Source organism: Dickeya dadantii NCPPB 898 (assembly GCF_000406145.1).
Classification (GTDB): Bacteria; Pseudomonadota; Gammaproteobacteria; order Enterobacterales; family Enterobacteriaceae; genus Dickeya; species Dickeya dadantii.
The window spans coordinates 2,833,841-2,845,982 of record NZ_CM001976.1; the positions used below are offsets into that span (position 1 = coordinate 2,833,841).

12 protein-coding genes, 2 tRNA genes and 2 pseudogenes are annotated in these 12,142 nt (G+C 49.0%); 9 read left to right on the plus strand and 7 right to left on the minus strand.

Annotated elements, in window-relative coordinates; all coding sequences use genetic code 11:
* Window positions 1–149: 149 nt before the first annotated feature.
* A complete protein-coding gene (cydH, locus tag DDA898_RS23235; protein WP_024106293.1) occupies window positions 150–239 on the minus strand; it encodes a cytochrome bd-I oxidase subunit CydH in 90 nt (29 codons plus the stop codon).
* 386 nt (window positions 240–625) lie between these two features.
* Here cydH and purR point away from each other — a divergent pair, with 386 nt between their 5' ends.
* Window positions 626–1,651 (plus strand): HTH-type transcriptional repressor PurR, encoded by a 1,026-nt coding sequence (purR, locus tag DDA898_RS12915; protein WP_038911384.1) that lies wholly within the window; start codon window positions 626–628, stop codon window positions 1,649–1,651.
* Window positions 1,652–2,069: 418 nt separating this feature from the next.
* Window positions 2,070–3,230 (plus strand): cyclopropane fatty acyl phospholipid synthase, encoded by a 1,161-nt coding sequence (cfa, locus tag DDA898_RS12920; RefSeq protein WP_038911385.1) that lies wholly within the window; start codon window positions 2,070–2,072, stop codon window positions 3,228–3,230.
* Between the two features lie 95 nt (window positions 3,231–3,325).
* Here the strand turns inward: cfa and DDA898_RS12925 are convergent, their stop codons facing one another.
* Window positions 3,326–3,970 (minus strand): riboflavin synthase, encoded by a 645-nt coding sequence (locus DDA898_RS12925; protein WP_038911386.1) that lies wholly within the window; start codon window positions 3,968–3,970, stop codon window positions 3,326–3,328.
* A 260-nt stretch (window positions 3,971–4,230) separates the two neighbouring features.
* Between DDA898_RS12925 and DDA898_RS12930 the strand changes: the two genes are divergently transcribed.
* Both DDA898_RS12930 and DDA898_RS12935 read left to right on the plus strand, forming a co-directional pair.
* Window positions 4,231–5,604 carry an MATE family efflux transporter gene (locus DDA898_RS12930; RefSeq protein WP_038911388.1) on the plus strand — a complete coding sequence of 458 codons (1,374 nt, stop codon included), beginning with the start codon at window positions 4,231–4,233 and terminating at the stop codon, window positions 5,602–5,604.
* 153 nt (window positions 5,605–5,757) lie between these two features.
* A tRNA-Val gene (locus tag DDA898_RS12935) sits at window positions 5,758–5,834 on the plus strand.
* Window positions 5,835–5,983: 149 nt separating this feature from the next.
* Here the strand turns inward: DDA898_RS12935 and DDA898_RS12940 are convergent.
* Both DDA898_RS12940 and DDA898_RS12945 read right to left on the minus strand, forming a co-directional pair.
* Window positions 5,984–6,204: pseudogene (locus DDA898_RS12940) on the minus strand (type II toxin-antitoxin system CcdA family antitoxin).
* A gap of 173 nt (window positions 6,205–6,377) precedes the next feature.
* Window positions 6,378–6,572: a hypothetical protein gene (locus DDA898_RS12945; protein ID WP_038911389.1), complete on the minus strand. Its 195-nt coding sequence runs from the start codon at window positions 6,570–6,572 to the stop codon at window positions 6,378–6,380.
* Between the two features lie 683 nt (window positions 6,573–7,255).
* On the opposite strand from DDA898_RS12945, the gene DDA898_RS23905 reads away from it, so the two are divergent.
* Entirely contained in the window at window positions 7,256–7,339 is an 84-nt protein-coding gene (locus tag DDA898_RS23905) for a hypothetical protein (RefSeq protein WP_369073783.1), read from the plus strand.
* 172 nt (window positions 7,340–7,511) lie between these two features.
* On the plus strand, window positions 7,512–8,309 hold the full coding sequence (locus DDA898_RS12950) for a hypothetical protein (RefSeq protein ID WP_152490687.1): 798 nt from the start codon (window positions 7,512–7,514) through the stop codon (window positions 8,307–8,309).
* A 279-nt stretch (window positions 8,310–8,588) separates the two neighbouring features.
* On the opposite strand, the pseudogene DDA898_RS22385 reads toward DDA898_RS12950, so the two are convergent.
* Window positions 8,589–8,930, minus strand: a pseudogene (locus DDA898_RS22385) (DDE-type integrase/transposase/recombinase); the annotation flags it as partial.
* Window positions 8,931–9,252: 322 nt separating this feature from the next.
* Between DDA898_RS22385 and DDA898_RS12955 the strand changes: the two are divergent.
* The 3 genes from DDA898_RS12955 to DDA898_RS12965 all read left to right on the plus strand — a co-directional run bounded on the left by DDA898_RS12955 (window position 9,253) and on the right by DDA898_RS12965 (window position 11,318).
* A tRNA-Val gene (locus DDA898_RS12955) sits at window positions 9,253–9,329 on the plus strand.
* Between the two features lie 637 nt (window positions 9,330–9,966).
* Window positions 9,967–10,350, plus strand: a complete 384-nt coding sequence (gene gspS, locus DDA898_RS12960) for a type II secretion system pilot lipoprotein GspS (protein ID WP_038911391.1) — start codon at window positions 9,967–9,969, stop codon at window positions 10,348–10,350.
* A 125-nt stretch (window positions 10,351–10,475) separates the two neighbouring features.
* The gene (locus tag DDA898_RS12965) at window positions 10,476–11,318 is read left to right on the plus strand and encodes a hypothetical protein (RefSeq protein ID WP_038911392.1); all 843 of its coding nucleotides are present in this window, start codon (window positions 10,476–10,478) and stop codon (window positions 11,316–11,318) included.
* A 166-nt stretch (window positions 11,319–11,484) separates the two neighbouring features.
* Here the strand turns inward: DDA898_RS12965 and DDA898_RS24025 are convergent, their stop codons facing one another.
* Together DDA898_RS24025 and DDA898_RS23700 are read right to left on the minus strand one after the other, a co-directional pair.
* Window positions 11,485–11,676, minus strand: a complete 192-nt coding sequence (locus DDA898_RS24025) for a hypothetical protein (RefSeq protein ID WP_498371146.1) — start codon at window positions 11,674–11,676, stop codon at window positions 11,485–11,487.
* Window positions 11,658–11,918 (minus strand): pectate lyase family protein, encoded by a 261-nt coding sequence (locus DDA898_RS23700; RefSeq protein WP_236616663.1) that lies wholly within the window; start codon window positions 11,916–11,918, stop codon window positions 11,658–11,660. Before DDA898_RS23700 ends, DDA898_RS24025 begins: the two co-directional genes overlap by 19 nt.
* Window positions 11,919–12,142: the final 224 nt, after the last annotated feature.

Consider the following 12,142-nt stretch of genomic DNA (forward strand, 5'->3'; position numbering starts at 1 on the left):
TTAAAGCGCTTCCGCTGGAATGACGCTATCCAAATACGGCAAAAGGGGCATCGCGCCCCTTTTTATTTTTCGATAGCCGTTTTCTGGTACCTGCCGTTGACAGCGACGAATGTGTCGCTGACGATCCAGGCGCCGTTAGCGCCACGCCGTCAGTTCAGCACCGCGCTCAGACTAAAGATGATGATCACTGCCAGTGAAGCCACTGTGGTGAACAGCGACATTTTCAAATTAGTATCCATAGTATTCTCCTGTATGTGACCGATGATCGCCGTCATCCCGTCATGTCTGAATCAAACCCCGATCCCGGCAGGTGGGGAAACATCATAAAGCATAGGTGTATTATCACCCGAGCGGCGTCAAAAAACCGCTTTCTGCGTCACAGAGATAAAACGAATTGCCTCTTCCACTTTTGCTCTAAATCGGCCAAAATCCGCAGTTTACTGTATACACTGCGTTGGTCGAAGCGTCAGCCCTCCCCTCAAGCTACACACCTCGGCATGTCTCCTCCTGAAATGTTGCCTTGTTGTCCGGCAGGAGATGAATTCACGCAGGCAAACGATTAACAACATATTTACTGCTGTAACAGACAACCTACTGTAACAGATGAGTTCAGGAGTCACTTTAGATGGCAACGATCAAAGATGTGGCAAAACGCGCGGGCGTTTCGACCACAACCGTATCACACGTGATCAATAAAACACGTTTCGTCGCCGAAGAGACCAAGGCTGCGGTGCGCGCGGCCATCGATGAATTGCATTATTCGCCGAGTGCAGTGGCCCGCAGCCTGAAAGTCAACCACACCAAATCCATCGGCCTGCTGGCGACATCCAGCGAGGCGCCCTATTTCGCCGAAATCATCGAAGCGGTGGAAAACAGCTGCTACGCCAGAGGCTACACGCTGATCCTGTGCAACTCCCATAATAATCAGGACAAACAGCGCGCCTACCTTTCCATGCTGGCGCAAAAACGAGTCGACGGCCTGTTGGTGATGTGCGCCGAATATCCGCCGGAACTGCTGTCCATGCTGGAGGATTACCGCCATATCCCGATGGTGGTGATGGACTGGGGCGAAGCCCACAGCGATTTTACCGATACCATCATCGATAACGCCTTTGCCGGCGGCTATATGGCCGGACGTTACCTGATTGAGCGCGGCCACCGCGACATCGGCGCCATTCCCGGTTCTCAGGGGCGCAATACCGGCAGCGGGCGTTACCTGGGGTTCCTGAAAGCGTTGAAAGAAGCCGACATTCCGCTACGGGAAGAATGGGTGGTTCAGGGCGACTTCGAACCGGAATCCGGCTACAAAGCGATGCACCAGATTCTGGCCCAGAAACAGCGGCCGACGGCGGTATTCTGCGGCGGCGACATCATGGCGATGGGCGCCATTTGCGCCGCCGACGAGCTGGGGCTGCGCGTACCGCAGGATATTTCGGTGATCGGTTATGACAATGTTCGTCACTCCCGGTATTTTACCCCGGCGCTGACCACCATTCACCAGCCCAAGGAGCGGCTGGGGCAGGCGGCGTTTTCCATGTTGCTCGACCGCATTACCAGCAAACGTGAGGAAGCCCAGACCATCGAAGTGCATCCGACCCTGATCGAACGCCGCTCCGTCGCCGACGGCCCGTTCCTCGATTACCGTCGTTAAAATTCAGACGATTCTGTTATATCTCGGTTTGGCTCTTCAATCAGGCGGCATCCCGCGCCACACATGGCGACGACGCGTGCTATCGCAGCTGAACACATGACTTAACGTGCTGCTTTAACCCAACGAATTCTTGTCGTCGGGTTAAAGCAGTCATACACTCCTCACTGTCTTTAACGACAATAATTATGAGCAGACGATGCTTTCGGCATCACGCATCGCCTTCGTTTCTATACGGTCTGTTGACCGCCGCATCTTTTTCTTACGGCCAGGGATAGACGCCTTTCGTACCGCTTTTCTCTTATTTCCTCTGGGACATCCAAGGGCTGACGATGGATTGAGTCCACCGAATGCCCTCTGTGGGTACATTTGTCTAATGTGTTCCTTGCACAGGTATTTTCCGGCAAGGTAGGGAGAAGTTATGAGTTTATCTTATGTGGAGGAGCTGGATGCAGCTAACCTATCCTGGTTCCGGATTGTCAATGAAATGCTATCGGCTGCCGACATCGTCATTAACGGTTCACGCCCGTTTGATATTCAGGTCAAAAATCCCGGTATGTACAAACGCATACTACGTGAAGGCTCGCTAGGATTGGGCGAAAGTTATATGGATGGCTGGTGGGAATGTGAACGGCTGGACATATTTTTCCACCGCGTGTTAAGTGCCGGACTGGAAAAACGGCTTCCTCACAGTTGGCAAGATACGCTACGGATCCTGATGGCACGGCTGACCAACCGGCAGTCTCGCCGCCGGGCCCGGCTCGTGGTCAAGGAGCACTACGACCTCGGTAATGATCTTTTCACCATGATGCTCGACCCCTACATGCAATACACTTGCGGTTACTGGAAACAGGCCGAAACGCTGGAACAGGCGCAGCAAGACAAGCTGCGCCTGATTTGCGAAAAGCTGCAGTTGCGTCGCGGCATGACTCTGCTGGATCTCGGCTGTGGCTGGGGCGGGCTGGCGGAATTTGCCGCCCGCCATTACGGCGTCAGCGTCACCGGCGTTACCATATCCCGCGAACAGCAGACGCTGGCACAGCAGCGCTGTCAGGATCTGGATGTCACTATTCTGCTGCAGGACTATCGCGATATGAACGATATGAACTGGCAGTTCGATCGTATCACTGCTGTTGGCCTACTTGAGCATGTCGGCCCGAAAAATTACGATACCCTTTTCCAGATAGTGAGAAAAAACCTCAAATCCACCAGCCTGTTTCTGTTGCATACCATCGGATCGAACAACGCCAGACTAAATGTAGACGCCTGGATCGACAAGTACATCTTCCCCAACGGCTGCGTGGCTTCAATAAAGCATATCGCCCAGGCCAGCGAACCCTATCTGGTGATGGAAGACTGGCACAATTTCGGCGCAGACTATGATCGTACGCTAATGGCCTGGTATGATCGTTTCCAGCAACACTGGCCAACGTTGTCAGAACGTTACTCCGATCGCTTCCATAGGATGTTCTGCTACTACCTCAACGCCTGTGCCGGCGCGTTTCGCGCACGTGATCTCCAACTCTGGCAAATAGTATTCAGTGTGGGCGGTGTAGAGGGCGGCTTGCGAGTCCCCAGATAATCCTGGCCCCCGGCGAATCCACATCCCGATAGCAAAAAACCGGCAGCCAGGCTGCCGGTTTTCATGATGGGAGAACGTGCCAGGGAAGAAAGTGCTTATTCGCCCTGCTCCGCCTGTGCAGCAGCCTGCTGCGCCTGACGCGCCAGGACGCGCTCGACTGTATCGATGATGGCCTGGGTTTGCGGGTCGATTTCGATATTGATGCGATCGCCCAGCCGTTTCTGACCCAGCGTCGTGCGCTGGAGCGTTTCCGGAATCAGATGCACGCAAAAACGGCTGCGGGTCACCTCCCCCACCGTCAGACTGATGCCGTCAATGCCGATGAAGCCTTTGTGCAGCACATATTTCATCTGCGATTCATCAGACAACCGGAACCAGATCTGGTGATTATTTTCCGACGTCAGGATTTTGACGATCTCCGCCGTACACATAATATGGCCGGACATCACATGCCCGCCGATTTCATCGCCATATTTAGCGGCGCGCTCCACATTAACCCGATCGCCGACGTTGACTGCACCCAGATTAGTCAGTCGCAGCGTCTCCTTGATCAGGTCAAAACTCACCCGGTCGCCATCGATTTGGGTGACGGTCAGGCAGCAGCCGTTGTGCGCGACGGAAGCTCCAGTTTCCAGCCCCGGCAACAGTTCGGTGGGCAGTTGAACGACATGAGTGCGAAAATTGGGTTTTTCATCAATCGACACGACGGTCGCCGTGCCCTGAACAATACCGGTAAACATGGTGCTGGTCTTGCCTCCTGATCAGTAATAAACGTGAACGCGGCGAGTCTGCGCTCGGGAGAGACAACGTTCACTAATGTCTGGCAGTTTGCACCATATCCTCAGGAAAACCAAACGGGATCACTCTTGGTCAGCCGGCCATTGGTTTACCGTTGGCAAATCGTTACAATGCTTCATCTTTTTTTGCATAAATAAAGGATGATTGCCTTTCTCTCTTGTATTAGAGGTCTCTCTCCATCCTGCTTTAGGAAGGTGTTTTCGTGCAGAAGTACTTATCAGAAGCCCGCCATTTGCTGGCGCTGGCTATTCCGGTCATCATCGCGCAAGTGTCGCAAACCTCAATGGGTGTGGTGGATACCATCATGGCAGGCTCCTACAGCGCCACCGATATGGCGGCGGTGGCGGTGGGCACGTCCATCTGGCTGCCGGCGATCCTGTTCGGTCACGGTTTGCTGATGGCGCTGACGCCGGTAGTGGCTAACCTCAACGGCTCCGGACGCCGCGACCGCATCGCGCATCAGACTCAGCAGGCGTTTTTGCTGGCGGCGGCTATCTCCATCCTGACCATGGTCGTGCTCTATCAGGGGAAATACGTCATTAACCTGATGCACGACGGTGCGCCGGAACTGGCCGACAAGGCAGTGAAATACCTGCACGCGCTGCTATGGGGCGTCCCCGGCTATCTGTTCTACCAGGTGCTGCGCAGCCAGTGTGAAGGATTGTCCAAAACCCAGCCGGGGATGGTGATCGGGTTTATCGGTCTGCTAATCAACATTCCCATCAACTACGTTTTCATTCACGGTAAGCTCGGTATGCCGGAGTTAGGCGGCGTCGGCTGCGGGGTGGCGACCGCCTCCGTATACTGGATGATGATGTTGATGATGGCGGCCTATTCCCGCCACGCCTATTGGCTGAAAGATATTCGTCAGTTCAAAACCCAATTAAAGCCGGATTGGGCCGTACTCAAGCGCCTGTCAGGCATGGGGTTGCCCATCGCGCTGGCGTTGCTGTTCGAAGTGACGTTGTTTGCGATTGTCGCGCTGCTGGTGTTGCCGCTCGGGGTGGTGGATGTGGCGGGCCACCAGATCGCGCTTAACTTCAGCTCGCTGATGTTCGTGTTGCCGCTGTCTGTCGGCGTCGCCGCCACCATTCGCGTCGGTCATCGGCTGGGCGAAGGCTCGGTGGAAGCCGCCCGGGTGGCGGCACGTACCGGCATCGCCACCGGCGTGTTGCTGGCGATGTGTACGGCTATCTTTACCATCACGCTGCGTGAACCCATCGCCATGCTGTACAACAAAAACCCGGATGTGGTGGCGATGGCCTCGCACCTGATGCTGTTGGCGGCGGTTTACCAGGTTTCCGACGCGGTGCAGACTATTGGCAGCGGCGTGCTGCGCGGTTACAAAGATACCCGTGCCATTTTCTTTATCACCTTTATCGCCTACTGGCTGTTGGGGCTGCCCAGCGGCTATACGCTGGCGCTGACCGACATGCTGGTGCCGCGCATGGGGCCGGCCGGGTTCTGGTGGGGGTTCATCATCGGCCTGACCTCCTCCGCCACGATGATGGTGCTACGGATCCGTTGGGTGCAACGTCAATCGCCGACGCGCATTCTGGCGCGGGCGGCTCGTTGATGGCGGCAGAGCGCCGTTTTTTTCGGCGCTCTGCTTACAAGCGCGTCACTCAGTGTGATCTGACGGGAATTTTGCGTTTTTTCCCTTGCCAGCGGCGCTATAGCCCGTTAATATTCGTCCCCGCTGTCGCCCTGACAGTTTTGGTAAAACAATGCGTTCATAGCTCAGTTGGTTAGAGCACCACCTTGACATGGTGGGGGTCGTTGGTTCGAGTCCAATTGAACGCACCATTTCATATCCTATAGACGCACACTACTGTCTATAGTGTCTTGAAAATAAGAACGTTTCTATCTTCTTCCGTTCCTGTGAAATCTACCGAAGTCCACCCAAATTCAGTGATTTTAGTTACAATTATTGCGGTACATCGTGTATTGCATGCTTAAAACGTCCTGTAATCATCGGACAGCAAGCCATGCACATCCGTGATACGATTGAGTTCCTGCAGGCCAGTGCGATTTTCTCGTTTCCATCGTTCCGCTTCTGACGTTCGAATTTCCCGCTTCAGGGCCTCAGCAAACGTGGCCGAGAGATTACGGGCCTGCTCAACACGGCGGGCTCCAGTGTGACGCTGACCGCAACACATCCCACATACGTTGCGATACCCGCTCAGGGTATACCACGTCTGCTTTGCGTTGAGGGGAAAGCCGAGGCTCATGCCGGTTTTCCCCTCAATGGGTTGACACTCCTGGCAAAGTGGTGCGGTGGAAAATCAATGACGTAGTCCATTCACTACCGGTGGCTACCCCGCCATTCGGCGGGGCGCTGTGTTTTCGTTAAACCGTCGCTTTGCTGCGCGACCAAATCAGGTTATAGGTGCCGCCATCGTCCTCGATCAGGCGGGCGTAAATGGTCGCCGTCTGGATGCGGTAATCGTGGGCGCTGTCGCCGCTTCGGTCATTGGGAACAAACTTAACCTTGACGTTAAGGGTCAGGTTACGCCTTTGGACGATTATCTTATTGTAAGTCATATCGGTATCTTACTATTCCCTATGCTAAGATGCGTAGCCCCATGCAAGTCAGTAACAATCAAATAATATAAAAAATGAATTTCATTTTACTCAAGCGAATTCAAAGATAAATAATTCGCAGTAAAACCTGACAACATACTGGGTGATAACAATAAACTTAACGAAAAAATAAATGGTTGTATGTTCAATATGATAATTAAAATGGCATCAGGCAATAGGCACTGAAGTTTTCCGCACTAACTATTTGTAACAGCACCGATTAAACCTGCAACAAAAGTGTATATTTTATTAAGAAAAATCTTATGCAAAAAAAAATCATAAATTGTAAATTTAGTTCAATGGAAGTACTAAAATGAAATATAATAAATAACTTTTAGTTATTCTCAAAAATCGATAGCGCTATTAAATGAACAGGTTAACGCGCAATAATCCGTGAGTGCAACTGCATGAGAAAACATAATTAATTTGTGAATTTAATGTTTAAAATACGCCTCTTAAAAAATTAGCACCCAGAGTCAGTGAGGCATTACTGGTATCAAAAAAGCAGCATAACTTTATTTAGGTACAGATGAGAACATTATCAACAGAGTGGTGATACTCGTCAACCGTAAATGGGACACGGCCTTTGGCGAGGGGTAAAAGGATAACATTACTATTCAAGCCAGGGAAGTTACAATATTCTTATTGAAAATTATCGCGATAACAAAGGCTGTGACGTGCTAACCAAAAGCCTTCATAAAATTATAAAGCAGTGTTTTGGCATTTAATCTCCATTTGAGTACCACGCTGATACATATAAGGAGGAAGGAATTATCGAGGCTCTTAACAAGTAGACTTTTAGCCTTTTTTATCAGTCCAACGGCTATCGCAATTGAGTGTGAATTCTCAGGGAATACCTACACCTGAAATAACAAATTTTGCGATAACTCAGGTTACCTATTGAATATGGTGATTATGATGACCTTAAAGAAGCTATTAATTAATCTGCTGTGTTTACCTATTTCCATCAATCTGGCAAGCATAAATTTTTCTTATGCCGCGCTTACCGGCGAGCAATCCAAAATGATGATATACGGAGCAGCTGCCGCGGGGGCATGGGTTGGCTGGGGAACGTTAAATTCGGTGCTGTCTTATATCGAAAGAGGTGGAGGCCCGCTGACCACAACAGATGGCGCAAATATTATTGGAACAATCTGTGGCGCAACTGCTGCCGCCATCTTCAGGACATGGGCCCCGGTCCCTCCCAACGACCCTGTCACTGCTGCTAATATTATATTGACCGGCACTAAAGCGGGTGCCGTTCCCGCTACGTCAATAACATGTCACTGGGTGAGCAATGCATTCTTAAAGCTCATATTCGAACAAGGACAAGATAATGCCCAAAGACTGCAAAGACAGAGTCCACAGAAGAGAAAAGTTCTTGAGGCGGATGCAAGCGTTTTAATCATGCGGCGAAACACACTGGAGCAGAAAATTCAAATCGCAGCTACCAAAGAACGGGCGGTTGATGACTATACTGCAACATATTCTCATGAGTGTCCAATTGGTCAACTGACGAGCGTTGATTGCAATAATCTAGCCAACCAAATATATTGGGCATCTCTCCAGGCAAAAGCAGCAAACCTTGCCGTCAGACAGGCCGCATGGGATTTGGCTGATGAAGCACTGATGTTTGCAAAGGATGAGGGTGAGACCGTCTATTCTCCAAACAGGATGAGTCCCCGACCTGTAAGGTGATTACCCTGTCTGGATAAATTGCATAATACACGACAGCGTTTTCTGTCAGTTATACCCGTTCCTTCCCCGGCCAAGGTCGGGGTTTTACCGACATATTACACAGATCGGCTAACTGACAAACTCAAGAGAATTACTCCTTCAGGAGTACCCATTATGGGCAGCGCAAGCGACCCCAGACCTTACTGATATTTTGACCGTTAACGTTATCATTCTGGTTGAATAAATATCCCCGTTTGTAATCCACAACGGAAAATTTTTTGCATGTGGTATAAAAATGATTTTACGTCGCCAGAGCGCCATCTGTAGCACATCACAGGCCAGTTGTGCCGTCATTCGTGATGACATCGATCAGCCGATAACGGCACGCGACCACAGGTCAATGACCACAGCCAGATAGAGCCAGCCTTCATCGGTACGCAAATACGTGGTATCGCCTGCTCATTTTTGATTGGGGCTGCTGGCGAAAAAATCCTGCCTCAGCAGATTCTCTGATACCGGCAGGCCGTGTTCACGGTAACTGGCAGGCCTGAACTTCTGCACCGCCTTCGCCCGCAGTCCCTGACGTCGCAGGCTGGCAGCAACGGTTTTGATATTGAATGACTGTCCCTGAGCATGGAGTTCATTCGTCTACCGCGGCGGGTGCAGTCCAATGTGCAAAACAATACCGTGCAGCAAAAGCAGATAAGGACGCGTGGGACAGTACTCTGAAACCAAACTGACATGCGAGGCCCACTGTTCCCGTCGGTAGCGTGGCCAGCCGCACGGACGTATGGGCCAGAAGCGGATGAAGGCCAAACATTCAGCACTCGATGCGAGGATGACAACAAAATACTTGTCATTGCATCAGTGCAAGGCCATAATAGCGCCCGTTCAAAACGGGATGAGAAAGAACATGATTTATCATGTATTTACCTTAAATACCGCTAACTGAACGTTTCAATTTGCGACCGTAGCTCAGTTGGTTAGAGCACCACCTTGACATGGTGGGGGTCGGTGGTTCGAGTCCACTCGGTCGCACCATTTCATGTTTTATAGATACACCGATGTCTATTGCGTCTTGAAAAGAGACACGCCTGTATCTTCTTAAATATCAATATATTTAAACCAGCTCCCCATTCACCTTACTCATCGTGTGGGTTATCACCAGCATGCATCAACCCGTTTGTATTATCAGGAAAATGTACATTGCTGGTGCTGATCATGCTAGTTAATATCGCCGCGCTGACCACCGTTAATACTCTCCCTGGCATTGAAATTATTTTTGGTTCAATATCACCATTTGCAACAACACCGATTAATTCTGCAACAAAAGCGCAGATCTTATTAAGATTAATCTCATGCAAATTAAGGCCAGCGAATGTAAATTTCTTTTAGGGAGTTTTACTTTCTTTTGGACAGAGAGACAGTAATAAATTTTCAGTAATTACTCAGAAACGGCATTGTCGTTAAATCAACAGATTGATATTCAATAAATAATTAATAGAAAAGTACAAGAATACATAATCAATTTGTAAAATTAGCTTTCAATATTATAGGGATATTGCCAGCATAAAATCAGTGCCGTTCTACTTAAATTTATCACAGAAATAAAAACAATTTTTTGTCATAAAATTGACTTTTAAATCCAATACAGAATAAAATGAAGAGAAAATAAACAGTGAAGATAAAGACGAATTTAACAGTGGCGCTGGCGCTTCTTCTGTCTGGGTGTACAGCAAAAACATCTATTCAAAAAAAATATGAAAATTCCCATGCGCCGGAAAACATTGAAAATATGTCCTCCACCATCGCGGGGATTAATTACTTAAAGCAGCAGTGCAGCTACCAACATTTGGGTACGGAAGAGAGTATTATCAACAGAGTGATGATACTTGCCAGCCGTAAATGGGATACGGCTTTTGACGAGGATGAAAAAAACACCATTACTCGTTCCAGTAGGAGAAGTTACACTATCCTTGTTGAAAATTATCGTGACGGTAAAGGTTGTGCCGTACTGACCAAAAGCCTTCAGGATATTATAAATCAAGGTTTTGGCACGTAATATCTAATTAATAAGCACCACACATGATGTGTGTAAGGAGAGAGAAATGAACTTTAATTCGTGAAATTATTATTCAGGAATATTTTTACGACTTTTTGTCATGACAACGACTACTGAAAGTGAGTATGAATTCTCAGGGAATATCTGCACCTGAAATAACAACACTCACTGGCGATCATGTGGATTACCTATCAAACAGGGTGATTATGATGACCTCAAAAAAGCGATTAATCAATCTGCTATTTTTACCCATTGCCATAAATATGGTTAGCATAAATCCGTCTTATGCTTTAACCAGCGCGCAATACAAAACGCTCATATACGGATTAGCGGCCGGGGGGGCCTGGGCTGGCTGGGGCACGTTAAATGCAGTGCTGGCTTACATCGAAAGAGGCGGCGGCTCGCTGACTACCACAGATGGCGCCAATATTTTTGCAGCCATCTGTGGTGCAAATGCTGCCGTCGTATTCAGGTCATGGCGCCCCCCAACCGATCCAATCAGTGCGGCGAATATTATGCTGGCCGGCGTTAAATCGGGTGCCGTTACTGCCACTGCATCAACATGTCGCTGGGTGAGCAATGCCATTTTAAAGACAGTTTTCTCTAATGATCAAGCACACGTAGCCAGTATGAATGCCCAAGAGAAGAGCGTGGTTTATCACGATGCAAATGCCTTGATCTTGCTAAGAGCCAAACTGGAGAATCAAATCGATGTGGCTGCCAGAAAAGACAAGGCGGCTGATGACTATGCTGCAACATATAAGCATGAATGTTCATATGGTATAGTTACGGTTTATTGTAATGATCTGGCCGAACAGTCATACCATGCGTCTAACGAGGCAAAAGTAGCAAACATTGCCGTCAGGCAGACAGCATGGGATATTGCCAATACAGCGCTAAAGATTGCAAATGAGGAACACGATTTTATCACCTCTAAAAACAAGATGAGTCCCCGGCCTAAAGCTTAGATAAAACTGACAGAAATACACCACGGCGTTTTCCGTCAACGATACCTAGAATTCCCCTGGCTTTTGCCGGGGGAATTCTCACTGTTTGTACAGTTCCGCTGGTCCGCCGGCTGACAGACGCAAAAGAATCACTCCGTCAGGTGTGCCGGTTATAGGCGGCGCTATGCTATGTCCCCCAGGTCTTATTAATTTTTTGGTCGTTAATACTATCATTCTGGCTGTGCAGATATCCCTGTTTGTAATCCACAACAGAAAAATTCTTAAGCGTGCTATAAAAATGATTATTGGATGAATATACGCGCGCGCCACCGTCGACAGTAAAACCTAAATGGAACCCTCTTATAACATTGTTAAAGATGCTAAACTCGCCATAGCGAAATAATCCTGGGCGCGAACATAAAGGTTGTGGTAGTAATTATTGCAGATAGTGATTCGGGGCTTGCCTTTAAATCTACTGTTACCATCAACCGGATAACCGAAGATACAACCGTATCGGTGATTGGCAAAAACACAGTTGGAAATGGTAATAAAATCGGCGTTCTCACCAAAATAGATATGCTTATCTTCCGCACCATCATTAACAGACCACTCATGCCCCATGAAGTTACAATGATCCAGCCAGTAGCCTCACCCGAGCTAATTCTCAGTTGAATATCGTTGTTGCCGTTAATTTTCTTATCGTGCAGGAAAGTCATATTTTTGATGATCACGTTCCCTTGGTTATGGCTAGAAACCAGATAAATATTATAAAGAGTAATCCCCGGAAGCTGGCCGATTAAGGTTTTATTCGATCCCAGTAAGATAGTGTACTTATCAGGCGCTTT

Excerpts from the sequence above, each read along its gene's own strand:
- cfa (WP_038911385.1), top strand. The coding sequence starts at position 2,070 with ATGAGTTTATCTTATGTGGAGGAGCTGGATGCAGCTAACCTATCCTGG.
- purR (WP_038911384.1), top strand. The coding sequence starts at position 626 with ATGGCAACGATCAAAGATGTGGCAAAACGCGCGGGCGTTTCGACCACA.
- DDA898_RS12925 (WP_038911386.1), bottom strand. The coding sequence starts at position 3,970 with ATGTTTACCGGTATTGTTCAGGGCACGGCGACCGTCGTGTCGATTGAT.
- DDA898_RS23700 (WP_236616663.1), bottom strand. The coding sequence starts at position 11,918 with ATGGGGCATGAGTGGTCTGTTAATGATGGTGCGGAAGATAAGCATATC.
- cydH (WP_024106293.1), bottom strand. The coding sequence starts at position 239 with ATGGATACTAATTTGAAAATGTCGCTGTTCACCACAGTGGCTTCACTG.
- DDA898_RS12965 (WP_038911392.1), top strand. The coding sequence starts at position 10,476 with ATGAATTCTCAGGGAATATCTGCACCTGAAATAACAACACTCACTGGC.
- DDA898_RS12945 (WP_038911389.1), bottom strand. The coding sequence starts at position 6,572 with ATGACTTACAATAAGATAATCGTCCAAAGGCGTAACCTGACCCTTAAC.